The organism is uncultured Streptococcus sp., from assembly GCF_963528215.1.
Classification (GTDB): Bacteria; Bacillota; Bacilli; order Lactobacillales; family Streptococcaceae; genus Streptococcus.
Window position 1 is genome coordinate 53,415 of sequence record NZ_CAURVL010000005.1, and the last position, 23,816, is coordinate 77,230.

Annotated in this window: 22 protein-coding genes; 4 read left to right on the forward strand and 18 right to left on the reverse strand. The window is 44.4% G+C overall.

What is annotated here, in order from left to right; all coding sequences use genetic code 11:
- Positions 1–86 precede the first annotated feature (86 nt).
- The 7 genes from RWS24_RS03475 to RWS24_RS03505 all read right to left on the reverse strand — a co-directional run bounded on the left by RWS24_RS03475 (position 87) and on the right by RWS24_RS03505 (position 7,409).
- Positions 87–1,820 (reverse strand): ABC transporter ATP-binding protein, encoded by a 1,734-nt coding sequence (locus tag RWS24_RS03475; protein WP_314365417.1) that lies wholly within the window; start codon positions 1,818–1,820, stop codon positions 87–89.
- Positions 1,813–3,579 (reverse strand): ABC transporter ATP-binding protein, encoded by a 1,767-nt coding sequence (locus RWS24_RS03480; protein WP_314365419.1) that lies wholly within the window; start codon positions 3,577–3,579, stop codon positions 1,813–1,815. The genes RWS24_RS03475 and RWS24_RS03480 overlap by 8 nt, the downstream gene beginning before the upstream one ends.
- Positions 3,580–3,597: 18 nt before the next feature.
- Positions 3,598–4,209, reverse strand: coding sequence for a TetR/AcrR family transcriptional regulator (locus tag RWS24_RS03485; protein ID WP_314365422.1), 612 nt, complete (start codon positions 4,207–4,209; stop codon positions 3,598–3,600).
- Between the two features lie 331 nt (positions 4,210–4,540).
- Positions 4,541–4,957, reverse strand: coding sequence for a GNAT family N-acetyltransferase (locus RWS24_RS03490; RefSeq protein ID WP_314365424.1), 417 nt, complete (start codon positions 4,955–4,957; stop codon positions 4,541–4,543).
- Positions 4,958–5,005: 48 nt separating this feature from the next.
- Complete coding sequence (locus tag RWS24_RS03495; protein WP_314365427.1) at positions 5,006–5,671, reverse strand: ABC transporter ATP-binding protein; 666 nt, start codon at positions 5,669–5,671, stop codon at positions 5,006–5,008.
- Positions 5,672–6,733: an ABC transporter permease gene (locus RWS24_RS03500; RefSeq protein ID WP_002925166.1), complete on the reverse strand. Its 1,062-nt coding sequence runs from the start codon at positions 6,731–6,733 to the stop codon at positions 5,672–5,674.
- A 67-nt stretch (positions 6,734–6,800) separates the two neighbouring features.
- Entirely contained in the window at positions 6,801–7,409 is a 609-nt protein-coding gene (locus RWS24_RS03505) for a TetR/AcrR family transcriptional regulator (RefSeq protein ID WP_314365433.1), read from the reverse strand.
- Between the two features lie 109 nt (positions 7,410–7,518).
- Here RWS24_RS03505 and RWS24_RS03510 point away from each other — a divergent pair, with 109 nt between their 5' ends.
- Positions 7,519–8,244 (forward strand): hypothetical protein, encoded by a 726-nt coding sequence (locus tag RWS24_RS03510; RefSeq protein WP_314365436.1) that lies wholly within the window; start codon positions 7,519–7,521, stop codon positions 8,242–8,244.
- Positions 8,245–8,334: 90 nt separating this feature from the next.
- Here the strand turns inward: RWS24_RS03510 and RWS24_RS03515 are convergent, their stop codons facing one another.
- Both RWS24_RS03515 and RWS24_RS03520 read right to left on the reverse strand, forming a co-directional pair.
- Entirely contained in the window at positions 8,335–9,372 is a 1,038-nt protein-coding gene (locus RWS24_RS03515) for a zinc-binding dehydrogenase (RefSeq protein ID WP_314365437.1), read from the reverse strand.
- A gap of 331 nt (positions 9,373–9,703) precedes the next feature.
- On the reverse strand, positions 9,704–10,174 hold the full coding sequence (locus RWS24_RS03520) for an SP_0198 family lipoprotein (RefSeq protein WP_314365440.1): 471 nt from the start codon (positions 10,172–10,174) through the stop codon (positions 9,704–9,706).
- Between the two features lie 233 nt (positions 10,175–10,407).
- Here RWS24_RS03520 and RWS24_RS03525 point away from each other — a divergent pair, with 233 nt between their 5' ends.
- Both RWS24_RS03525 and RWS24_RS03530 read left to right on the forward strand, forming a co-directional pair.
- A complete protein-coding gene (locus RWS24_RS03525; protein ID WP_314365441.1) occupies positions 10,408–10,875 on the forward strand; it encodes a GNAT family N-acetyltransferase in 468 nt (155 codons plus the stop codon).
- A gap of 131 nt (positions 10,876–11,006) precedes the next feature.
- Positions 11,007–12,152 carry a cobalamin-independent methionine synthase II family protein gene (locus RWS24_RS03530; protein WP_314365443.1) on the forward strand — a complete coding sequence of 382 codons (1,146 nt, stop codon included), beginning with the start codon at positions 11,007–11,009 and terminating at the stop codon, positions 12,150–12,152.
- Positions 12,153–12,275: 123 nt separating this feature from the next.
- On the opposite strand, the gene RWS24_RS03535 is transcribed toward RWS24_RS03530, so the two are convergent.
- From RWS24_RS03535 to trpX, 9 genes are all read right to left on the reverse strand, one after another.
- Positions 12,276–13,103: an alpha/beta hydrolase gene (locus RWS24_RS03535; protein ID WP_314365445.1), complete on the reverse strand. Its 828-nt coding sequence runs from the start codon at positions 13,101–13,103 to the stop codon at positions 12,276–12,278.
- A gap of 150 nt (positions 13,104–13,253) precedes the next feature.
- On the reverse strand, positions 13,254–13,646 hold the full coding sequence (locus RWS24_RS03540) for a YbgA family protein (protein ID WP_314365448.1): 393 nt from the start codon (positions 13,644–13,646) through the stop codon (positions 13,254–13,256).
- 171 nt (positions 13,647–13,817) lie between these two features.
- Positions 13,818–16,223, reverse strand: coding sequence for a phenylalanine--tRNA ligase subunit beta (gene pheT, locus RWS24_RS03545; protein WP_314365450.1), 2,406 nt, complete (start codon positions 16,221–16,223; stop codon positions 13,818–13,820).
- A gap of 246 nt (positions 16,224–16,469) precedes the next feature.
- Positions 16,470–16,979 carry a GNAT family N-acetyltransferase gene (locus RWS24_RS03550; protein WP_314365451.1) on the reverse strand — a complete coding sequence of 170 codons (510 nt, stop codon included), beginning with the start codon at positions 16,977–16,979 and terminating at the stop codon, positions 16,470–16,472.
- 45 nt (positions 16,980–17,024) lie between these two features.
- A complete protein-coding gene (pheS, locus tag RWS24_RS03555; protein ID WP_002900605.1) occupies positions 17,025–18,074 on the reverse strand; it encodes a phenylalanine--tRNA ligase subunit alpha in 1,050 nt (349 codons plus the stop codon).
- A gap of 282 nt (positions 18,075–18,356) precedes the next feature.
- Positions 18,357–19,091, reverse strand: a complete 735-nt coding sequence (locus RWS24_RS03560) for an ABC transporter permease (RefSeq protein WP_314365455.1) — start codon at positions 19,089–19,091, stop codon at positions 18,357–18,359.
- Complete coding sequence (locus tag RWS24_RS03565) at positions 19,088–19,837, reverse strand: ABC transporter ATP-binding protein (protein WP_314365458.1); 750 nt, start codon at positions 19,835–19,837, stop codon at positions 19,088–19,090. The genes RWS24_RS03560 and RWS24_RS03565 overlap by 4 nt, the downstream gene beginning before the upstream one ends.
- 220 nt (positions 19,838–20,057) lie before the next feature.
- Positions 20,058–20,357 carry an AbrB/MazE/SpoVT family DNA-binding domain-containing protein gene (locus RWS24_RS03570; RefSeq protein WP_314365461.1) on the reverse strand — a complete coding sequence of 100 codons (300 nt, stop codon included), beginning with the start codon at positions 20,355–20,357 and terminating at the stop codon, positions 20,058–20,060.
- A 111-nt stretch (positions 20,358–20,468) separates the two neighbouring features.
- Positions 20,469–21,476, reverse strand: a complete 1,008-nt coding sequence (gene trpX / locus RWS24_RS03575) for a tryptophan ABC transporter substrate-binding protein (RefSeq protein ID WP_314365463.1) — start codon at positions 21,474–21,476, stop codon at positions 20,469–20,471.
- Positions 21,477–22,008: 532 nt separating this feature from the next.
- Here trpX and fbpA point away from each other — a divergent pair.
- Complete coding sequence (gene fbpA, locus RWS24_RS03580) at positions 22,009–23,658, forward strand: Rqc2 family fibronectin-binding protein FbpA (RefSeq protein WP_314365466.1); 1,650 nt, start codon at positions 22,009–22,011, stop codon at positions 23,656–23,658.
- Positions 23,659–23,816 lie beyond the last annotated feature (158 nt).

Below are 23,816 nucleotides of genomic sequence, written 5' to 3' on the forward strand. Positions count from 1 at the left end.
TAATCTTTATGATTATTATATCATCCTTTCTCGAAATTAAAAACAGCAAGCCAATGGCCTGCTGTTTCAGTTTATCACTCCGCCAGCTATATCCGCCAGCTGGCAGCCGTTTTTCTTTCTTGGATAAACTTACTGTAAATGCCTTGTTTAGCTAGTAAGTCTTGGTGTTTGCCTTGTTCGACAATGCGGCCTTGATCCAGCACCAAAATCTGGTCTGCATGCTCAACCGTCTTGAGTCGGTGGGCAATCATGATGATAGTCTTATCGCGAGTCAGAGCCTGAATAGCCTGCATGAGGGCTTCTTCATTTTCTGGGTCAACATTGGCTGTCGCTTCATCCAGAATGATAATAGGTGCATCCTTGATAATAGCCCGTGCAATGGAAATGCGCTGACGCTCACCTCCAGAAAGACTGGCACCTCCTTCACCAATCTTGGTATCATAGCCATCAGGCAGTGAGAGGATAAAGTCATGACAGGCCGCTTTCTTGGCAGCCTCTATTACTTCTTCCTGACTGGCCTCCGGCTTGCCAAAACGAATGTTATTAGCAATGGTATCCTCAAAGAGATAGACGCTTTGAAAGACAAAGCTGAAATTACGAATCAGGCTGTCATAGCTGTAATCCCTGACATCATGGCCGCCTAGACTGATACTTCCCTGATCCACATCCCAGAAGCGGGCGATGAGGTTGCAGAGCGTTGTTTTGCCAGAGCCAGAAGGTCCGACCAAGGCAGTTGTTGTTTTTTCGGGAATGGTAAGGGAAACCCAGTCAATGATTTTCTTATTTCCATAAGAAAAGCTAACGTCTATCAACTCAATACGACTGCTCTTTGGCTCAATATCCTGACCACTGATGTCCATCGGCTGGATGGCTAAGACTTGATTGACCATATCAACCGACAGATCAACAATGCGCAGGAGAGAAGAGAACGAACCAACGCCGTCTAGATTTTCATAAATCATGAAGCCACTGACAATCATCATAATGGTCACAAGCAGCTCCATACTCCCATCGAGATAAAAGTAGATAGAGAAAAGCCCCATAAATAGACCGGTCAGCTTAGTCACTATGCCCTGGAGGGCAATGTAAGGTGAGGTCACAAGTGTCATTTTGGTATCTAGCCGACTCTTGCCTTCAATAGCCTTGGACAGCTTCTTGGCAGAACGGTTGACCAGATTGTAGTTCTTAACTTCAGCAATCCCTTGGCTATACTCCAAAACAACGGCTACTAGGTCCCTATCTGCCTGATACTTGTCATCAGAAACCTTGCCAACTTGCCAACGCATGAGGGTATTTGGCAGGAGAAAGAGGACGAGACCCACCAAGAGAACCAGTCCAACCCGCCAATCATATAGAAAGACTAAAATAGTGATGAGACCAGTCGTCAGAAAGCCCTGCACAGTCATCATAACCACTCGCGTAGCTACATCAGACAGTCCTTCCAGCGTATTAGTCGTAACACTGGTAATCTTGCCTAAGCTATTTTGATTAAAGTAACCCATGGGCAAATAGCGCATGTGCTCTGCAATTTCAATCCGCTTCTGAGCACAGGTATGATAGCCCGCTTCCGTCTGCAGCATGGTAATTTTCAGGGTAATCCAGACGTTTAGCACAGTGGATACCAACATGATACCCAGAGCCAGCCAGAAGGTCTGCATAGAGAGGTTCTTCTCAATCAGTCCCATAAGGACTAGGCCTATTGCTGGGATACGCAGAGCGATGATAAAGGACTTGATGACGCCCAGATAAATGGATTGATAAAATTTCCTACGGTCCTCTGCCGTACAGAAATCAAAGAATTTCTTCAGTATATTAAGCATGAGTCAACCCTCCTTCCATCTCATCACTATCCCTGGTTGCAATATGGGCCTGCCACATAGAAGCATAAAGCGGACTGGTCGCTAACAACTCTTCATGGCGGCCTCTAGCTTCGATCCGACCATCATTGACCAGGACTATCTGGTCTGCACTCATGATTGTAGATAGCCTGTGGGCAATGACAATCAAGGTCCGTCCTTCAATCAGACGAGCCAGACTGGACTGAATCCGTGCTTCATTTTCCGGATCTGTATAAGCAGTCGCTTCATCTAAGATAAGAATCGGCGCATCCTTAAGCATGGCACGGGCGATGGCAATCCGCTGACGCTCCCCACCAGATAGATGACCGCCACCAGAGCCTACCTGAGTTTCAAAGTCGTCTTCTAAGTTCATGATAAAGTCATAACAGCCACAGCGACGGGCAATTTCGATGACCTCTTCGTCAGATGCTGCTGGATTTCCCATCCGGATATTTTCCATAATAGTCTCATCAAAGAGATAGTTATCCTGGGTCACGTAAGCAATCTGCCGACTGTAATAATCTAGCGGAAGTTGGCGAATGTCCATGCCACCATAGGTAATCTGACCAGAAGTGACATCCCAGAAAGAAGCCAGAAGCTTGGCAATTGTAGACTTACCTGAGCCGGACGGACCAACTAAAGCATTGATACTGCCAGCCTTAATATCTAGCGAAATACCATGGAGTACTTCCTCTTCATCTGTATAGCCAAAGCTGACATCCGTCATGACCAGATCCCTTCCTTTTGGAAGTTCTCGCAGCTCCTGAGGCCTTTTCAAATCAGGCTTTTCCAGAATATCAATGACTTGGCCAAAAATAGTCCCGATTTTCCGTAAATCGTCCATGTAACTAGCCACTAAAATCAGAGGAGTCAGAAGACTGAGCGACAGAATAATCATCAGAATAAAATTGCTGGCAGTCAAACTGCCTTGCAGATAGAAATAACAGCCAGCCGGCAGCAGAAAGAGCAAGCCTGATGGCAGAAAAGCAGTCACAATGCCCATCTCCAGATTGAACTTGCGCATCCACTCAATAAAGCAGTCTGCTCCTTCTCTAGCAGCCGTGACAAACTTATCGTAAGAAAATTTTTCCTTGCCAAAAACCTTGATAACCTCAATCCCATTGATGTATTCCACCGCTGTATCATTGAGCTTTTTGGTCTTGACCAGAGTATTTTGATAGTCAGCTTCGCTATTAGCAACCATCCGCATATAGGCCAGCGCCACGATAGGAATAATCAGGAGAGACAGCAAGGTCAGCCGCCAATCGATAACCAGCATAGCAATGAGAACAATAATCGGACCAAAAATCCCAGCAGTAAACTCTGGAATCAGGTGGGCCAAGGTCGTTTCGGTCGCATCCACCCGCTCAACGATAATGTTTTTATAGCTGCCTGATGACTGACTAAGCACTGTACCTAAAGGCAGCCTAGCTAGCTTATCTGTCAGGCGATGCCGCATTTCCGCTAGAATCTTAAAAGTAGCCGTATGCGACAGCATGGTGGAAATACCGTGAAATCCCCAGTAGCCAATCCAGGCCAAACCTGCCCAAGCTGACTGTTGCAGGTAGAAATCCCAGTTTTTATTGCCAGCCAAGAGTTTATTAATCATCCCGCCAATAAAGAAATAAGGCAGGAATCCTGAAAGCACAGAGACAAAAGCAAAGATTAGACTGAGCACAAAATACATCTTATGAAGGGAAACAAAGTCCCAGATCCAAGCAAGAACAGATTTTTTCTTCATAGAATTTCCTTCTTTCTATCAAAAACCTAGCAAACCTCCCCAGTCAAACAAGTCCATGATGGAATGGCAAAATTCCAGCGCCTGCTCTTGGGGCCAGTCTTGAGCCAAGGGCTCAAATACAGCTGTGTAATAAGCTGTCATGCACGATCGCAGAAACTCATGTTTGACCAAACGATTGATCTTACCCTCTTTGTAAGCCAACTCCAAATAGCGATAAGTCTCGTCAGCAGCCAAATGAGGCAGACGCATCCTGAAGTCCACTTGCGAAGAACCCTGAGATTTAAAGAGCAAGAGCTGCATAATATCCTTATGATCATAGAGAATCCTCATCAGGGACTGGAGATCTTCCAAGCGATGTGCCCACATGTCAGACAGGTGTCCCTCTTCTAGGAAAGCATAGTCACGTCGCTTCTGCTCTTGTCCATACTGATCTAAAGCTATCAGAGTAGGCTCAAGCAGGGCAGCAAAGAGACTGTCCTTACTCTCATAGCGCTTATAAAGAGCCCCAGTCGTCAAGCCAGCAGCGCGACAAATTCTCCGCAGTGAAGCATCCTGATAGCCATAAGCCAAGAACTCACTCATTGCGCTTTCCAAGATTTTTTCATTTAACTCATCTGTTTCTTTTTTCATGATTTTAATTCGATAACACCGTTATCACCTTTCTTCTTTTATTATAAATTCTGACAATTTAACTGTCAAGGAAAAACAAAAAAAGGCCGAGAAATATTTTCATCGATCTAGTTCTACTTCCCTTTTCCTCTTGTGAACATGACAAAAGAGGCTGGGACAAAAGTCCTAGCCTCTCAATTGTCTTTGTATTGTCGAGCAAGACGCAGTGGTTGAGTGGGCTCTACTACGCTGATTTCATCAGCTTTTACAGCCCTACTCAACTGTGCGGAGGTGGGACGACGAAATCGAATTCTAACGAATTACCGATTTCTGTCCCACTCTCTCTATAATTTTACTTTTTATCAGGTGCATAAATCATGCCCGTACAGTCGAAATCTTCCTGCCTGCGAAAGCCGAGATCTTGATAAAACGCTAGATTTTTATCTGTCTGCTCCGTTGCCAGCTGGATTTGGTAAACATCCTTAAATCTTTCCAATGTTTTCTGAAGAAGGCTTCGTCCAATCCCCTGACGCTGGTAGTGTGGATACACCAGCAAATCCTGAATGAAGACAATGGTAAGCCCATCTCCGACCGCTCGGATCAAACCAACCAACTCCTCATCGTCATAAGCTGCCATCACAAACAAGGACTGATGGAAGGCCTGCTCTAACTGCTGAGGATGATTAGTGTAATTGCTCCAGTCAACCGAAGCATAGAGGTCTAGCACTGCCGCAAAATCTAGCTGAGGATTTGTTTTATAATGAATCATGGCTACCTCCTTATCTTGTCGGAAACTATTTTCCGTTTGCTTGCATCTTCATCGAACTTGAGTCAGCACTCCGTCTTGCATCTCATAAACCTTGTCAACCTCGTCCAGCAGGCGGGTATCATGGGTAATCATGACCACGCTCTTATGGAATTTCTGGGTCACCTCTTTGAGTAAATGGACCACGCGCTTGGCCCGCTCCGTATCCAGACTAGCTGTCGGCTCATCAGCCAAGATAATATCTGGGCTATTGTAAAGCGCTCTAGCGATAGCAGCTCTCTGCCGTTCTCCGCCGGACAATTCTTTGGGATACTGCTTGAGTGTTCCTTTTAGATCTAGTAGCTCAATCAGACTGTCTAGTTCTGTTCTTTCCTTTTTAGATAAGCGGTCAATCAACTGAAACTGGTCTTCGATTTTCAGAAAAGGAATGAGATTGGAAGCCTGCAAAATGAAGCCGAAATCATTGAAACGCAGGGCTGCCCGTTCCTTTTCCTTGAGCTGGGAAGTATCTTTCCCATGCAAGAGAATCTGCCCTTTTGAGGGTGTTTGTAAATGCCCCAGCAAGGTCAGAAGGGTTGTTTTACCCGAGCCTGACGGCCCAATAATAGCTACAAACTGCCCCGCTTCCAGTTGGAAATCAGTTGGTTTCAGGGCTTGAACCAGCGTATGTCCCTGGCCGTATTCTTTTGTAACCCCTTTTAGTTCTATGATTGACATTTACTCACCTCCGATCGCTGTGATAGGGTCAATTTTCAGAACCCGGTGAATGGACAAAAGTCCGCCAGCCAGTGACATGAAAACAATCAGGACAATCAATCCAGCATAAGCTCGCCAGTCACTGTAAAAAGGCATAGAAGCCGGCAAGACTAGCTGGGTTCCCAAAAGAGCCAAGACTGCCAAGCTGATTCCCAGAGTGGACAGGATGAAAATCTGCCAAAAAATAGAAGCAATAATCTTCCCACTGGCAATCCCTTGGGCGCGCATAATACCATAAAGATGCGTCTTTTGGATGGTAATGATGTACATGAAAATTCCCAGTACCAAAAATGTAATCAGAACCATGGCCCCAATCATAAAGGAAAAAGTCAGTACTTGAGGCTGATAACCAGGGATATTTTCTATAAAATCACTCATAGAGAGTTGACTAAGTCCTGCTTCTTCAATCTTCTGACCATCCTTGACCACAAGTGCGCTGATATTCTTAACCTGACTAGAGCCGTACTTTAATTCCCTGAAATCATCTAGATCCATAAAAATTACAGGTTGCGTAAAGAAGCTATTATCCTCTGTGAAACCAACAACCTGATAGAGGCGCTCACTGCCATTGAGCTGGAGTTGGTCGCCTAGTTTCACACCTTTTTGCTGGAGACGCTTATCCGCAATAACTTCATAAGCATTCTCAGCAGGACGTCCCTCAATAATGTCAGGCGCTAGAAAACTATCCCAAGAGAGACCAAAAACCTGAGCATTAAGTTTATCAGTCCCATCTTCATAATTGGCCACTGCTGATGTTTGTCCCAAAGCAGCGATTGAGTCCCCTTGAAGCAGGCGGCTGTATTCCTCTTCCTTGAGAGTCGAAGCTATTAGATTCTTATTGGCGTACTCCGACAAAACAATCGACTCAGCCTGCCATTGGTCCAAAGCCAAGCGATTGAGCCTAGCCAAACCGACGGAAAGACTAGATAAAAAGAAAACCATATAGGTAATGAGAAAGACCACAGCAACGACTAAACGATAGCGCCCTCGGCTATAGACAATCTCTTTAAAAGCTAAAAACAAGGCTGTCCTCCTTTGAGATATTCCAGACTATTATACCATAAAGAAGCAAGCTGGAAAAACTATCCTGTCAATCCCCCTCCATATGCTCTCTGACAAAGCCCGCCAGACCGACAGCGGTCACCCTAGCATGAAAATCGCTCATTTGCTGAGCCTTATAGCGAGGATGAGCCAGCCAGTAAATCAGGGTTCCCATAAAGGACGCGGCTTGATGATTCAGGAGCAAGTCCGCCTCTACTTCCTCTAAATGTGGATCACCCAAGGAAATACTCTGCGAGAAAATCTCCCTCAGAGCTTCCTGCAACTTCAACGAACTAGTAGGACAGCCATTTGGACCCAAAAGAATAGCCAAGTCTTCCAAGTAAGGCTCAAAAAAATGAAAAAGATTTTGTTTCTCATGGATATAGTCTTCCACTTTAAATTCCTTTTCTAACTTGAACAAGCAGGCAGATTCTAGAGCCTCTTGATAATAGGACTTCAAATCATCTAGCAAGCGGTCTTCTATCTTCTCCAGCAGATCATATTTATCCAAATAATGCCGATAAAAAGTACTGCGATTCATCTCTGCTAAGTCAATCAATTGGCGAATACTGATAGTCTCAAAAGTCTGCTCTTTCATCAGCTGCAGCAAGCTATCCTCTATCTGCTTTTCTGTCTTTTTTCGTTTTTTCTCATACATGCTATTCACCTCAAAATGCAACAGTCTATCTAAAATTGATGCTTGTATGTCATCCAGCTCCCACTATATAATAAATATAAGTAGAAGACAAGAACAAGAGGATTAAAAGATGAAGATTATGATCAATCAAAAAGAAGTTAGTCAAGAAAGAATTGTGCAATGGCGGAAGAAGAGAATCCATAAAGCAGCTAAGATGCTTAATCTGCAGCTGCCTAATACTGACAACACGGAGATTTTAGACCAAGCCCTACTGGAAGCAAAAATGAAGCTGACATACGAAGAGCTAATCCAGCAAATCGGAACCAAAATCAAATGGAGCCAATATTTGATGGAATGGGCAGCCAAATGGTCCAAGAAACCACGAAAAAGAGCTGTTGTAACGATTTTTGCAAGTGGACTGACTGCTGCTTCTTTCAGTAAAAGGCTAGAAAAATTAATGTTAGAAAAGACAGATACTCATAAAAGAGTCAATCTTGGTGCCTGTCCAGACCATTATGCCTTGCAGCCGCACAGTGGCAAACTTGAAGTCATTGAGACTGCAGGAAACAGCCCACTGCCAACACAGTTTTTTCTTGACCTTGGTGGTGAAGCTGAGATAGAGGAGCCTCGTGATGCGTCTTATCCCTTCCAAACTGTCGGTGCCGCCAGTCTAGCGAATGGTAGCAATATCGGGGGAATTCGCCATCAGTTTCGCGACACAGAAAAAGGCCTAGAAGCCCGATTCTGCGTCGAATTCCCCAGCCTTTGTCCAGACAGCCTTATCAAAGAACACCAGCTCCATCTGGCCGCCGAATGGTCAAAGTGGATAGCTTGGTGCAGAGAGCAAAAAGAATGAATTTCCTTTCATGAAAAGAACTACCAAGCTATTCAAAAACAGCCTACTGCCATCATAAATAGACCGCAGCAAGGCTGTTTTCTTATACACCTAATCAAAGACAATCATGGACTTAATAGTCTTGCGTTCATCCATATCTTTATAAGCTTGATCAATCTCATCCAGTCTGTACTCACTTGTAAAGACCTTGCCCGGATTAATATCACCATCAAGAACTGCCTTGAGCAAGATTTGCTTGTCGTAAGTCGTGACAGAGGCCGCACCGCCTGCCACTGTAATATTTTGGGCAAAGGTAGAACCAAGAGCTCGGTTATTATAGTGTGGCACACCGACAAAGCCTAAGCGGCCACCGTTGTGAAGGACTCCCAGAGCTTGATCAACAGCTGCTTCTGTCCCGACACATTCCAGAGCTGCATCTGCACCACCACCTAGAATCTCACGCACTTTGGCAATTCCTTCTTCGCCACGTTCTGCAACAACAGCTGTCGCACCTGACTCTAAGGCCATCTTTTGTCGATCTTCGTGACGGCTCATAAGAACGATTTGGGAAGCACCACGCATTTTAGCAGCGATAACAGCGCATTGTCCAACAGCTCCGTCACCAATCACGACAACCTTATCACCAGGCTTGACGTCTGCCACTCGTGCAGCATGATAACCAGTTGGCATGACATCAGCCAGTGTCAAGAGGGATTTGAGCATTCCTTCTGTATAATCAGAAGGCTGACCCGGAATTTTGATAAGTGCCCAGTTAGCAAATTCGAAGCGCATATATTCTGCTTGCACCCCATTTGACCAATTATTCCCAATATGAGAATCACAAGTGCCATCAAATCCTGCTCGACAGGCATCACATTGCCCGCATCCATGAGTAAATGGAGCAATAACAAAATCGCCAGGTTTTACAGTTGTTACTGCATCGCCAATTTCCTCGACAATTCCAATCGCTTCGTGCCCACTATTTTGATGGCCTGCTTCAATATCTGGACTGCGGTAGCGCCATAGGTCAGAGCCACAGACACAGGTCCGAACAATCCGAATAATGGCATCATCTGCCTCAATGATTTGCGGACGATCAATCTCAGTCAGTCCAACTTGACCTGCTTTTGTATAAACTGCCAATTTCATCGTTTCTTCTCCTTTGATATCTTTATAGTAACTATTATACAACTTAGAGCACCCTTCAATTCAAATTTTTGACATCATTGGCGATAAAATTCTTATAAAAAAGAGAGTGGGACAGAAATCGGTAATTCGTTAGAATTCGATTTCGTCGTCCCACCTCCGCACAGTTGAGTAGGGCTGTAAAAGCTGATGAAATCAGCGTAGTAGAGCCCACTCAACCACTGCGTCTTGCTCGACAATCCAAAGACAATTGAGAGGCTAGGACTTTTGTCCCAGCCTCTAGTTTGATTTCCTCACTGCTCATCCTGTTGTCCTGAGCAGAATGAAAAGCGCTTTACTGCTTGGTAAAGGTCAGAGTGTCTGGATCATCATCCAATTCGTCCACAATCAGCTGATTGCCATTTTGGCGGTAACTTTTGACATCATCGCCGACTATCAGTCTTTGATTAGCGCTATCTACTTGTACCTTCTTGATTTCCTTACTGCCATCGACCTCGGTCTCAGTCCAAGTACCAGTCGTACCATTGATTTCCAGGACATGCTGGTCACCATCATGGTCGGTTGCTTGGTAGCGCCCGTCTAGATTAGTAGCCTGCCCTGCATTTGATGATGAAGAAGGCTGATTAGAGGAAGATGCAGCTGATGACTGCGAAGTCTGATTTTGCGTAGATTGTGATGTTTGGCCTTGTGTATTCTGTGATGAACTAGTATTCCCTCCTTGGTTAGTATTGCCTGAGCAAGCAGTCAATAGGACCGCTACTGTCAGAGATAGAATTCCGATAAAGGCTTTTTTTGTAATAGTCATATCCTTTTCTCCTTTTTCTACATTTGTAGTTTATACTTATATTCTACACTTGTCTGTTTCATTTGTCAAGAAAAAATAGTTTTTATTATAAGGAAATACACCTTGACGAAATCAATCACTCTGACTGACCTTTGATAGTCAGGCGCTACTTGTTCTGTTAGTCTTTCCGAGCTCGCTTGACAAAATAGTTCCCTGTCGTATAATGATTCTATAAAAGATGAATGGAGAAAATTATGCCAATCAGAAAAGCCCAAGTCAGCGATATTCCTGCACTACAAGAACTCCTCCAGCAAGTCCTGCTGGTTCATCATCAAGCTCGGCCAGATATTTTTAAAGATCAGGGAAGCAAATTTAACAATGAAGAACTTGAGAAGATTCTATGCCAGGATTCCACCCCTATTTTCGTCTTTGAAAGTGAATCCAGAGAAATCCTCGGTCACCACTTCTGCTCCATCAAGGAACCGAACAGTCCTGTACTCAATCCCATCAAGACACTTTTTATTGAGGATTTATGTGTAGATGAGAAAGCCAGAGGGCAAAAGGTTGGCGAGCAGCTTTACCGCTTTGCGGAAGACTATGCTCGGAAAATCGGCTGCTATAATCTGACTCTCAATGTTTGGAACGACAATGTCGGAGCTCTGCGTTTCTATGAGCGATTAGGGCTTCAGGCTCAGGAAACTGTAATGGAGAAGATACTTTGATTTGAAGGAAAAATTTCAGGAAGCGCGAGCAATAGTTTTCGGCTATACCCTACCAGTATAATTAACTATTTTATTTGCCGAGGAATTTTCGATACAATGGACCATAATCCCTAATGAAAGTGAGAAATCTTATGACAAAATCAAAATTTCAACTGGTTGGATCCCTTCTGCGCCCAGAAAATCTCCGCCAGTATAAGACAGAAATTGAGCACCGCGATGATATTCAGTACCCCTTCTACGACAGCTTCCCAGGCTACCATGAGACGGAGACAGCTGACATCAAGGAGATTATTGCTGAGCAAAAGGCTAAGGGAATTGACATCCTGACGGATGGAGAATACTCCAAGTCTATGTGGCATCTGGACTTTGTCTGGGGACTTAAGGGAATTGAGCGCTACATTGCTGACCACGGCTATACCTTCAAGGACCACGACGGTGGGCAATACGAGACCCGCAAGGACATTGGTATCCGCATCACAGCACCACTCTCTGGTAAAAACCATCACTTTATCGAGATTTATAAGCTAGTCAAGGAAGAGGCTGCTGGTGAAGATACTAAGCTAACTGTCTGGGGGCCTGCCCATGCTTATACTGAGTTAGCTGTCTTTGACCGCTTAGCGGGACCAGGACAAGTTTATGAGACCAATGAAGATTTGAAAAAAGGCTTGATTCAAGCCTATAAGGAATTTTTGGACGACTATAAGGCAGCTGGCGGACAGATTATCCAGTTTGACGACTGCCTCTGGGAACTCTTTGACGAGTCCAATCCTGCTAGCTTCTTTGCGGAGGGGAATGCTAGTCTGGCTGACCTAGCAGACGAGTTTGTCGCTATTAATAACGAAGTCGTAGACTACGCCCATGAGCTTGGACTGACTGTCTGGACCCACAACTGCCGTGGTAACTACGAAAGCCGCTCTGCTGCTGAGGGTACCTACGAAGCTATCGCGGAAAAATTCCTGCGCGACCAACACTATGATCGCTACTTCCTAGACTGGGACAGTGACGTGGCTGGAGATGTCTCAGCCCTAGCAGCTTTGAAGGACAAAGATGCAGAAGTTGTTTTAGGACTGCTCTCCAGTAAGACGACAAGCTTGGATGACGAAAAACGCGTCCTAGACCTCCTCGAGAAAGCAGCAACTGTTCTACCAAAAGAGCGACTCCTGCTCTCCCACCAATGTGGCTTCGCCTCTTGTGACTCTGGAAACGAACTCACCATTGAGCAACAATGGGCAAAAATCAAACAAGGCCAAGCAATCGCCCAAAAATTCTGGGGATAATAAGCAAAAAAGCGGTGTGACCGCTTTTTTCTATGCTTTTAAAATCAATTGGGAACTGAATTAGATCTCTTTGGTGAACTCCAGTTTCATCTGCACCTGTTCAACATATTAAATCTTGTAGTATCAGGAAAGTTCAATTCGCTTGAGCCAATTTTCAACTAAGGCAGTAAAGAGAGCCTCTTGATCTATCTGTGCATTGTGACCGGCAAGATCCATCTCAGCATAGGTTGCCCTTGGATAATAGTGAGACAGTTGCGCTAACTGCTGGAAGCCCACGACTTGGTCCTGCTTTCCTGCTATAAAAAGGCTGGGCTCGTCATAGCCCTTTTCCTGTATCTCTTGATCCACTTCAAACGAAAAAGAATAGTTTTCTTGCAGCTTTTGGATAAAGGGAACATTCATCATCTGAAGCCCAATTAGGATTTCTTTTTCAAACCGTTGATAAGTTTCTTTAGTCTGTAAAATCGCTAAATCAACGAAATCTTCGCTTTTACCTGCTATATCAAAACCTACCTCTCTAATTAGCAGGCTGTCTTTTGGCAGAATTCTTTCTTGCGGATTGGGTACAACTACTGGACAAATAAGCAGCAAACCATCAATCTGCGAATTTTTCTTAGCCAAAATTCCTCGAGCAAGATAACCACCATAAGACTCTCCAGCTAAGAGAAAGCTGTGTCCTCCGATTACAGTTTCTATAAAGTTCAGGAGCATCTCTAAAATCGCATCCGCACTTGCAAAAGCAGGATTGGCATCAGACCTACCCATGCCAGGTAAATCTAAATAAATCCTTTTATAGCCAGCATGTTTCTCAAAAATAGGTTCCAAACATCCTTCCATCAATTCAGATGAACAGCCCAAACCATGAATTGCCAAGACTGGCTTTCCTTGACCAATCACTTTATAATATAATTTATTTCCCTGATAAGTAAAAAACATTTTTTCTCCAATCATACCTTAAAGATACGTTTTGCTCGAGGTGGAGCCTTTATCGAAACCAGTCAAAATAATATTGTTTATGAGCCTAACAAATTATTCTTATCATCTACACCCCCCAAAGCTACTAGACGAGCAAGCTTATTCTTTCTCCTGGATTTCAGTTCCTCATGATTCATCCTCAAATATCAATGTCGACTGCTGCAGATAAGGATTGGGATACTTGACTAGCAGGTCCCTTACAGCTCCTACCAAGTCTTTCTGCTCAGCCTGTCCGGATTGGTAACGAAGCAAAAGATGCATAAAATCTTCTTTTTCTGAAGTGCTGACTTTTTTCTTAAAATAGCCCCAAACATGCTGAAAGGCATTGCTGACCTGACCGCGGTTTTCAGGCAGGGCCACCGCCTGATCAATCAAGTCTTGAACATGTGCTGCTTCCACCGAGTCACTTTTCAGATATTGGCGGATTTCCAGATAAATCTTACTGGAATGACTGAGAACCAGATATTTATTTCTAGCCCAAAGAGTTTGACTTTGGGAGATTTGGTTTACATTTTCCATGATTTCTTTCCCTACTGATTTTCAATTTCGAATTCTTCTCGTGTCGTCTACATCATTGCTCGCATCCCAGTAATAAGTTTGCCAAGATAGAAAGCTAATCAACTATGATTTGAATAGGTTTTCGAAGAGTATTAATCAAAATCCCCAATCACATGACTGGGGAATAATTCATTAGCGCACCTCTGCCCCAAGTTTGTCGGTCAGAGATTTTTCGATTTTTTCCATGTATTTAGCCACTTCTTCGTCAGTCAGGCTGGCTTCTGGATTTTGGAAAGTCAGGCTGTAGGCCATGGATTTGAGGCCGACACCTAGCTTGTCACCAGAGAAGATATCAAAGAGCTTAATATCGGTCAAGCGCTTGATACCAGCTGCTTGGATTGCATCAAGAACCTCTTGGTGAGTGATTTCTGCTTTGAGCAAGAGGGCCACATCCCGGCTGACAGCTGGGAATTTAGTGATTTCTGTAAATGGCTGCGCTGGCTGGAGCTGCTCTTCAATAGCAGACAGATTGAGCTCAGCCACATAAGTTTCAGGAATATCATAAGCCTTGGCTGTCGCAGGATGGACTTGGCCGACAAAGCCGACAGGCTGGCCATTGATAGAGATCAAAGCAGTCCGACCAGGATGCAAACTCTTAATCTGGCTGTTAGCCGTGTATTCAGCTGTCAAGCCCAACTTAGCAAAGAGTGCTTCCACTACACCCTTAGCATAGAAGAAATCAACTGCTACTGGCTTGGTCTGGAAGTCTTTTTCATTAACCAGACCTGTCAAAGCAAAGGCAAAGCTATTGATTTCATTTGGCAGTTCTTCCTTAGGATTGCCGGTCTGCTCAAAGACTTTTCCAATCTCATAGAGAGCTAGGTTCTTATTTTTACGAGCCACATTGTAGGCTAGGGAGTCCAAAATACCAGAAACCATGTTCTGACGAAGAACAGAGCGCTCCACTGTCATCGGCCACATGAGCTCAGTCAAGTTGCTAGGATTGAGAGTGAACTCAACCGCCTTTTCTGGCGTCGTCAAAGCATAGGTGATGATTTCTGTCAGTCCAGCTCCCTCTGCTAAGGTCCGTACTTGACGGCGCAGTTGCTGCGTTGCAGTCAATTCACCAGCAGTCCCATCATCTTTTGGCAGGCTAGCTGGCAATTTGTCATAGCCGTAAATGCGGGCAATTTCTTCATAGAGGTCTGCTTCGATTGAAATATCCCAGCGTCGGCGAGGCACGCTGACAGTGAACTGTTCAGCACTTCCTGACAGGCCAAAGCCAAGTCTGCGGAAGACATCCACAATATCTGTATAAAGCAAGTCTGTTCCCAGCACACGGTTGACATCCGCGAGACTAGACACCACTTCTACATCACTAGTGTCTAAACTGCCAGCAGATACGATACCAGCCTGAACGGTTGCACCTGCCAAGTCCGCAATCATGCTTGCTGACGCGTCCAAAGCTTCATTGACAGTTGCTACATTGATGCCTTTTTCAAAGCGGGAAGATGATTCCGAGCGCAAGTTAAGTCTCCCGCTGGTCTTGCGGATTGATTTCCCATCAAAGACAGCTGCTTCCAAAACAACACGAGTAGACTGGCCAGAGATTTCTGTTGCTTGACCACCCATAACACCAGCCAGAGCAACAGGCTTATCTGCGACAGTAATGACTAGGTCGCTAACTTCAAGCTCCCGCTCTTCTCCGTCCAGCGTCACCAGTTTTTCACCAGCACGCGCTTCCCGCACGACAATCTGGTCGCCCTCAAACGTATCCAGATCAAAGGCATGCATAGGCTGACCAAAGTAGAGCAGGATGTAGTTAGTTACGTCCACTACATTGTTAATCGGACGGATTCCTTCGTTCATGAGGAGATTTTGCAGCCACTGCGGACTTGGAGCAATAGTAACATTTTCCAAGATACGAGCCGCGTAGTAAGGGGCTTTCTCTGTCTCAAGGGCAACTGAAAGACTGTCAGCTGCATGTTTTTCATTCTCCACCAGCGGGAAGTCTTTGAAACGGACTGACTTGTCATAGATGGCAGCCACTTCATGAGCCACCCCACGCATAGACAGAGCATCAGCTCGGTTTGGTGTGATGGAAAGTTCGATAATCTCATCGTCCAAGTCCAGATAAGAGAAGACTTCCTCACCTGGCACTGCTTCTTCCGGCAGGATTTGAATGCCATCCGCAAATTCCTTTGGCACAACTGAGTCTGAAATACCCAGCTCACCCAGAGAGCAGATCATACCCAGTGACTCCAAGCCACGGATTTTCCCTTTTTTAATCTTATAATTGTCTGCAATACGAGCACCTGGCAAAGCTACCATAACCTTGATGCCTGCACGAACATTTGGAGCACCACAGACAATCTGACGGTTCTCCTCTTCTCCGACATCGACCTGGCAGACATGTAGGTGGGTATCAGGAACATCCTCACACGATACCACCTCACCAACAACAATTTTTGACAGGCCAGCAGCTGGTGATGTCACACCTTCCACTTCAATTCCTGTCGTTGACATTTTCTCAGCCAGCTCAGCGCTCACCACATCAATGTCTACTAACTCTTTTAACCACTTATAACTTACTAGCATATTTAAGATACCAAGGGCGTCAAAAACGACTGAAAAATAGGAGATTTGCTAAGCATTCGGCGAATGATCGCAAATCTATCTTTTTTCCGAGTTTTTAGCCCGGGTTCAATTCCTTTCTCTATTCTATCGCTGAGAAACTTGATCGACCAAATTTTAGGGATTTGTCTGAAATCCTGATTTCAGAAACAAATCATCTAAATCTAAAGCTTTTAGGTCGTGTCATTTCCTCTCTTTAAATTTTCTTGTTTATTTCAATTTCTTGCGCAGCAGCCAGTCTGTGTCTACTGTCTCACCAGTGATATAGTCGTGCTGACTGAATTTTTCAAAGCCGTATTTAAAGTAAAAATCTTGAGCTCTAAAATTCTTTTCCCAAACGCCCAGCCAGACCCAGTCAAAGCTTCGTTTCTCGGCTTCTTCCAAGGCAAATTCAAACATCTCCTTGCCCAGGCCTTGACCATGATAGGCTTTCAAGACATAGATTCGCTGAACCTCAAAGGCCTGTGGCAATTCGTGCTCCGTTTGAGCCTGTCCCCAGTTAAACTTGAGAAAACCAGCAATTTCACCGTCTTTGACAACAAAATAAGTCTCTGACTCAGGATTCGACAGCTCCTTTTCGATAGTTGCAAGTGACAGCTCATTGTCAAAATAATGAGCCATATCAGCTTCCTTGATAAATGGACCAAAGGTTTCTTGATAGGTCGCGACTTCCAACTCTCGCAGGAGGCTCGCTTCTTCTTTCTTAACTCTGACTAGCATACTGCACTCCTTTCTCAGAAAAGCTGCATCTATGAATACAGGTTTCTACTTAAACTGCTGAGAAAAACGAATATCTCCTTGGTAGAAGCCACGAATGTCGTTGATACCGTAGCGGAGCATAGCTACCCGCTCTTGGCCAAGACCAAAGGCAAATCCAGAGTATTTCTCTGCATCAATGCCGCTCATTTCCAACACGCGCGGATGCACCATACCAGCTCCCATAATCTCAATCCAGCCGGTCTTCTTGCAGACATTACAGCCGGCGCCGCCACACTTAAAGCAGGAAACATCCACTTCAACAGATGGTTCAGTGAATGGAAAGTAAGATGGACGCAGACGGATACTGCGGTCTTCACCGAACATCTTCTGGACAATTAGCTGCAGCGTTCCTTGCAGGTTTGCCATGGAAATATTTTCTCCAACCACCAAGCCTTCAATCTGATGGAACTGGTGTGAGTGAGTCGCATCATCGGTATCCCGGCGGAAAACGCGCCCTGGTGAGATCATCTTGAGTGGCCCTTTAGAAAAGTCATGAGCATCCATAGCTCGCGCCTGCACCGGACTGGTGTGGGTTCTGAGCAGAATCTCCTCTGTAATGTAGAAAGTGTCCTGCATATCCCGTGCTGGGTGGTCCTTAGGCAGATTCATCCGCTCAAAGTTGTAATAGTCCTTCTCCACTTCAAAGCCGTCCACGACCTGATAGCCCATCCCGATGAAGATATCTTCAATTTCTTCACTAGTCTGGCTAAGAATATGACGGTTCCCAACCGGAATTTGACGGCCTGGCAGGGTCACATCCAAGGATTCCTCAGCCAGTTTCAGAGCTACTAATTGCTCTTCCATCTCTTGAGCAGTCTTTTCAAAGGCTGCTGTCAGAATATCACGCGCTTCATTGACATGCTTACCGATAATCGGCCGCATTTCAGCTGAAATATCCTTCATCCCTTTCAGGACTTCAGTCAGCGACCCCTTCTTACCCAAGACTGCTACACGCAAGTCCTGCAGTTCCTTTTGATTCTCAGCCTTGAGCTGCTTGAGAGAAGCTAGAGTCTCTTCACGCAGGCTTTTTAGTTGTTCTTCAATCGTTTTCGTCATTTTCCCTCCAAAATAAAAAAGCGCGCCAATCTCCATAAGCGGAGCGTTGACACGCGGTACCATCCGTTTTTTATCTGGCAAGCCAGACCTTACTTATCAATCCTAGAGCAAGTGAATTCGCCTAGCTTTCATCTAGAGAGCTTTCAGTCGCTGGCTCCCCTCCCTGTTAAACTTCCCCTAGGTTACTGGTCTTGCGGATTGCTATTTAATTATATTTCATTCTAACAGATTTCTAAACATTTCGCAAGCTAATCCAGCTGATTTCTACATTGAACTAAACCTCTACCCTTTCATCCTCTTTTTGAAAATCCAGACAGAAGGGATAAAGAATAGGAAAGCATAGAGCAGAACCCAAAACAGATGAGGCAAAAGCGAATTCAAATCTTGAGCCAATGCCAACTGAACAGCCTTTGCTGCATGGGCAAATGGCAAGGCATTGCAAAATGCTTCAAAACCACCTCCTATCATCTTAATCGGAAGCACTGCTCCACTGAGAAAAACCGTGGCATTGACAAGAATAGTTCCAAAACCACTAACTGCATTACTGCTAGAGAAGGCTGATCCTAAAAGCAAGCCCAAGGAAATAAAGAACAAAGCCACGGGAATCAAAACCAAGAGGGCATAAAAAGTTCCCAAATTTAAGGATAAGCCAAAAATCATTGCAGTCGCAAAACTGGCTATGCCCTGTAAAAGAGCCAGAGGCAGAACTGGAATCGAATACCCTAAGATATAATCCACACTTCTAAGCGGTGTAGATAGGAGACGCATGAGAAAAGAGCTATTGCGGTCCGTGGCCATTAAACTGCCGACAAAAATAGTCAGCCAGGAAGCACCAAATACCATCATACTAGGAGCAAAATTTTCAATGGAAAAGATAGCTGGCATCCCTTTGAGACTCTGCTTCATCAAGGACAGGGCAATAATCAGAAAGACCGGAAAACCAATTCCCATCAGACTGCTGACATAATCACGCATGATCTCTTTGAAATTACGCTTAGCAAAAATAAAGGCTCTCATGTTAATTCCCCTCCTTCCGTATAGGACAGAAAGGCCTCTTCAAAATCCTTCTTGCCGGAAGCTTGGATAATTTCCTCTGCTGTTCCCAAGATCTGCACCACTCCCTTATCCATAATGCAAAGTCGGTCGGCCAAAGCCTCTGCTTCTTCTAGATAATGGGTGGTTAGAATTACTGTAACTTTTCCCTTTAGCTGCTCAATATTCTTCCATAACTCCCTTCTAGCCCGTACATCCAGCCCCAAGGTCGGTTCGTCCAGAAACAAAATCTTGGGCTGACTGATTAGAGCCATTGCAATACTGAGCTTGCGCTGCCAGCCACCTGACAGGGACTTGGCCCGATCATGCTGCCTATCCGTCAGGTCAAATGTCTCCATCAGATGCTCTGTCTTTTGCGCCGCTTCTTCCTTAGAAAATCCATAAAGACGCGCAATCATCTCCAGATTCTCCTTGACCGTCAGCTTGGGTGCAACAGCTGTTTCCTGAGGTGAAACATTAATCACTTCCTTGACAGCATCTTCCTCCTTGCGAATGCTATGACCTAGCATTAGGGCATCTCCTGCTGTCGGTTCAACTAGACAGGACAGCATCTTAATCGTTGTTGTCTTCCCCGCACCATTAGACCCCAGCATGGCAAAGAATTCACCTTCTTCAATTTTTAGATTCAAACCATCAACAACCGTCTTTGAGCCGTATTGCTTAGTCAAATCCTGCATCTCAACTGCATACATAAGGACATCTCCTTTCATCAGATATGAGGAAATAAAAAACGAAATGTTATTTAAAGATAAGACTTTGACATCTAAAGCTAGTCATAACTTATTCATTTAGCTAAAAACTAAGCTATTTAAACTCAATCTCAAAAGAATTTGGTATAATTTGTATAACTTATTATACTTATTATACACCTATTCATTAGTAGTAGCAAATAAAAGCAAAAGAAAAAATCTGCTTGAGCAGATTCCGATTTTATAAATCACTTTTTGAACTTTTGTCTCCATTGAAGGTCTGATTAAATAGATCTTCATAGAGCTCGTAACGCTGGATGGCAATACCTTGCTGGGCATCTGCAAAGAGGACCAGAGCATCCCCAGGTTGAATTTCAAACATATCTCTCACTTCTTTTGGAATGACAATCTGCCCCTTGGGGCCAACCTTGACCGATCCCATATAGCGGTTTTTTTGAATATCTTCTTCCATTCTATCTTGACTAACTCCCTTTCCGCTTCTATCTCTTCGTAAAATCGACTGGAGCAAACTGCACTTCATTTGCTCTTCCCATTCACTTGAGCCAATTCTATTATACAACTGCGAGAAAGGTTTTACAAGAAGAGACAATCGAGAAAAAGAAGTCTGTTAAACAACAGACTCCCTTTCTTTCTATTTAATCACTTGTCCTGCTTCTTTCAAAACATCTTCTGGCACAGTAATGCCAAGTTCTTTCGCATTTTTGGTATTGATAACAGATTTACCAGTATCAAAAATATCTACTGCAGTATCAGCAGGTTTAGCACCTTTTAAGACTTTAGCTGCCATTTTACCAGTCGCAACACCTAGGTCATACTGGTCTACAACGACAGAGGCAAGACCACCTTCTTCTACCATGGCTGTCGCACTTGGATAAATTGGTTTCTTAGCTTCTTTATTGCTGGACACAACTGTCGCAAAAGCTGATGCAATGGTATTGTCAATTGGAATCCAGATAGCGTCAACCTTGCCAGTCATGACATTCATGGTTGAAGCAATTTCATTGGTCGAAGGAACAGAGTATTCCTCTACCTTGTAGCCTGCCTCTTCAGCCAATTTTTTGAATTCTTCTACCTGAGCTTTGGAGTTATCTTCACTGCTAGAGTATAGCGCACCGATAGTTTTGACATCTGGAGTCAATTTTTTAATCAGCTCTAGCTGTTGCTTAGCTGGATTGCGGTCAGAGACACCAGTGATATTGCCACCTGGCTTGTCCAGATTTTTCACTAGGTTCGCTCCGACCGGATCTGTGATAGCTCCCATGACGATAGGCTTGTCCTTAGTAGCTGCTGCCAGTCCTTGTGCAGACGGAGTCGCAATCCCAATCAGCACATCGTTGTCATTGGAAACCAACTGCTTACTCATAGTAGAGACCTTACTCTGATCGCCCTCAGCATTCATAAAGTCAATCTTAATCTTGCCGCCCTTATAGCCTTCCTCAGCCAGACCATCCTGAATCCCCTTGTAAATCAAATCCAGCGAAGGGTGGCTGACATACTGCAGCACGCCTACCTTGACTGTCTGACTATCACTACTAGTCTTAGTAGTGTTGCCTTTGCTGTTCAAGCTGGAATAGACAATCCCACCGATTGCCAAAACGGCCAAAAGGCCTAAGATAGTTACTAATCGTTTGTTTTTCATGTTCTTTCTCCATTTCTATGTTTTATATTTTTTCTGTATAATCCCTAGGGACGCCATCGTTTAAACATAGGCAATTCTCCTTGTTTTTTATAATAAGCAACAAAAAATCCTCACACAGGTATTCTGTGTGAGGGCGAAAATCGCGGTGCCACCTCAATTATGGAAAAAAGATAGTATTCTCCATATCTCTGTCTTGTCATCAAACAAGCTGCACTGTAAGGTGTGCCTACCGAATTCTTATTGTTTCAAATTCATTTTATCCATTAGCCCAATTTCATAAAGATTTGCTGCTCATTTCCACCACCCACAAGCTCGCTAAAAACAAATGCATCTACTACTTTTCTAATTTCCTATATTTTAAGTTTTTCCTGAAAAGATGTCAAGACCTTTTTGAAAATTTTTATAAAATGTTCGGATTTGATTTATAGAGGCAGTTATAGGAAAAAATTAAATTGCTTTTTGCCGAGACTTTAGAAGCTTTTACCTTATTTTTTTGTTATAATTTTCTATAGTAACTTTCAAGGAGATAAGCATGTCTTTCGACGGATTTTTTTTACATCACATGACTGAGGAACTTCGCCACGAATTAGTGGGCGGCCGCATCCAGAAGATTAATCAGCCCTTTGAACAGGAGCTGGTTTTACAAATTCGTAGTAATCGCAAAAGCCATAAGCTACTCCTATCAGCCCACTCTGTCTTTGGGCGCGTCCAGCTGACTGAGACTACTTTTGAAAATCCAGCTATTCCCAATACCTTTATCATGGTGATGCGCAAATACCTGCAGGGCGCTGTCATTGAAGCAATCCAGCAAGTGGAGAATGACCGGATTTTGGAAATCAGCGTCTCCAATAAGAACGAAATCGGCGATAGCGTGGCTGTGACTCTGGTTATTGAAATCATGGGCAAGCACAGCAACATCATTCTCTTGGACAAGGCTAGCGGTAAGATTATTGAAGCCATCAAACATGTCGGATTTTCTCAAAATAGCTACCGAACTATCCTGCCAGGTTCAACTTATGTTGCACCACCTCAGCCAAGCAGTCTCAACCCTTTCACTGTGGGCGATGAAAAACTCTTTGAAATCCTACATACTGAGGATTTAGAGCCCAAACGCCTGCAGCAAATTTTTCAGGGATTGGGTCGGGATACGGCTACTGAACTCAGTGATCGTCTGACAGCTGACAAGCTCAAAACTTTCCGAGCCTTCTTTGCCAGTCCGACTCAGCCAAGCCTAACCGAAAAATCCTTCTCTGCTCTGCTATTTTCCGACAGCAAGACCCAAATGTCCACGCTATCCGAGCTTTTGGACTCTTTCTATAAGGACAAAGCAGAGCGAGATCGGGTCAACCAGCAGGCCAGCGAACTGATTCGCCGAGTAGAAAATGAGTTGGAAAAGAACCGGAAAAAGCTGGGCAAGCAAGAGGAAGAGCTCCTAGCAACGGAGAATGCAGAAGAATTCCGCCAAAAAGGGGAGCTCTTAACTACCTTTCTCCATCAGGTACCTAACGATCAGGACCAGGTTGAGTTGGATAATTACTATACAGGTGAGAAGATTATTATCTCGCTTGACAAGGCCCTGACTCCCAACCAAAATGCCCAGCGCTATTTCAAACGTTACCAGAAGCTCAAGGAAGCCGTCAAACACCTGACCAGCTTGATTGAGGAGACACGGACTACGATTCTCTACCTAGAGAGCGTGGAAATAGCTCTTGCTCAGGCCAGCCTGACTGAAATTGCAGAAATACGAGAGGAACTAATCCAGACTGGATTTATCCGCCGACGCCAGAGAGAGAAAATCCAAAAAAGGCAGAAACCGGAGAAATATTTGGCAACAGATGGCCAAACCATTATCCTGGTTGGACGTAACAATCTACAAAATGATGTGCTGACGTTTAAGATGGCCAAGAAGGACGAGCTTTGGTTTCACGCCAAGGATATTCCAGGCAGTCATGTGGTCATCACAGGCAATCTTCAGCCTAGCGATGAGGTCAAGACAGACGCTGCCGAGCTAGCGGCCTACTTCTCCAAGGCCAGACTCTCCAATCTGGTCCAAGTTGATATGATTGAGACTAGAAAACTCAATAAACCAACCGGTGGAAAGCCAGGATTTGTCACCTATACGGGCCAGAAAACCTTGCGCGTCACACCAGATGAAGAGAAAATTAAAAGCATGAAGATATAAAGTTACCCTCTTTAACTATCAAACTGACTTAGGAGCAGGACGGTCATTAGCTAGCTGAAGCTTTCTATTCTTTCTATTAATTCCAACAATTTTTTGTTAAAAAAAAACAGGTAGAACATAAGTTCTACCTGTTTTTGAGCTTTTCCGAAATTCTTCTA

Bases quoted from the DNA above. Each gene is read 5' to 3' on its own strand.
- RWS24_RS03475 (WP_314365417.1), bottom strand. From the start codon at position 1,820: ATGCTTAATATACTGAAGAAATTCTTTGATTTCTGTACGGCAGAGGAC.
- RWS24_RS03480 (WP_314365419.1), bottom strand. From the start codon at position 3,579: ATGAAGAAAAAATCTGTTCTTGCTTGGATCTGGGACTTTGTTTCCCTT.
- RWS24_RS03485 (WP_314365422.1), bottom strand. From the start codon at position 4,209: ATGAAAAAAGAAACAGATGAGTTAAATGAAAAAATCTTGGAAAGCGCA.
- RWS24_RS03490 (WP_314365424.1), bottom strand. From the start codon at position 4,957: ATGATTCATTATAAAACAAATCCTCAGCTAGATTTTGCGGCAGTGCTA.
- RWS24_RS03495 (WP_314365427.1), bottom strand. From the start codon at position 5,671: ATGTCAATCATAGAACTAAAAGGGGTTACAAAAGAATACGGCCAGGGA.
- RWS24_RS03505 (WP_314365433.1), bottom strand. From the start codon at position 7,409: ATGTATGAGAAAAAACGAAAAAAGACAGAAAAGCAGATAGAGGATAGC.
- RWS24_RS03510 (WP_314365436.1), top strand. From the start codon at position 7,519: ATGAAGATTATGATCAATCAAAAAGAAGTTAGTCAAGAAAGAATTGTG.
- RWS24_RS03515 (WP_314365437.1), bottom strand. From the start codon at position 9,372: ATGAAATTGGCAGTTTATACAAAAGCAGGTCAAGTTGGACTGACTGAG.
- RWS24_RS03520 (WP_314365440.1), bottom strand. From the start codon at position 10,174: ATGACTATTACAAAAAAAGCCTTTATCGGAATTCTATCTCTGACAGTA.
- RWS24_RS03525 (WP_314365441.1), top strand. From the start codon at position 10,408: ATGCCAATCAGAAAAGCCCAAGTCAGCGATATTCCTGCACTACAAGAA.
- RWS24_RS03530 (WP_314365443.1), top strand. From the start codon at position 11,007: ATGACAAAATCAAAATTTCAACTGGTTGGATCCCTTCTGCGCCCAGAA.
- RWS24_RS03535 (WP_314365445.1), bottom strand. From the start codon at position 13,103: ATGATTGGAGAAAAAATGTTTTTTACTTATCAGGGAAATAAATTATAT.
- RWS24_RS03540 (WP_314365448.1), bottom strand. From the start codon at position 13,646: ATGGAAAATGTAAACCAAATCTCCCAAAGTCAAACTCTTTGGGCTAGA.
- pheT (WP_314365450.1), bottom strand. From the start codon at position 16,223: ATGCTAGTAAGTTATAAGTGGTTAAAAGAGTTAGTAGACATTGATGTG.
- RWS24_RS03550 (WP_314365451.1), bottom strand. From the start codon at position 16,979: ATGCTAGTCAGAGTTAAGAAAGAAGAAGCGAGCCTCCTGCGAGAGTTG.
- pheS (WP_002900605.1), bottom strand. From the start codon at position 18,074: ATGACGAAAACGATTGAAGAACAACTAAAAAGCCTGCGTGAAGAGACT.
- RWS24_RS03560 (WP_314365455.1), bottom strand. From the start codon at position 19,091: ATGAGAGCCTTTATTTTTGCTAAGCGTAATTTCAAAGAGATCATGCGT.
- RWS24_RS03565 (WP_314365458.1), bottom strand. From the start codon at position 19,837: ATGAAAGGAGATGTCCTTATGTATGCAGTTGAGATGCAGGATTTGACT.
- RWS24_RS03570 (WP_314365461.1), bottom strand. From the start codon at position 20,357: ATGAAGTGCAGTTTGCTCCAGTCGATTTTACGAAGAGATAGAAGCGGA.
- trpX (WP_314365463.1), bottom strand. From the start codon at position 21,476: ATGAAAAACAAACGATTAGTAACTATCTTAGGCCTTTTGGCCGTTTTG.
- fbpA (WP_314365466.1), top strand. From the start codon at position 22,009: ATGTCTTTCGACGGATTTTTTTTACATCACATGACTGAGGAACTTCGC.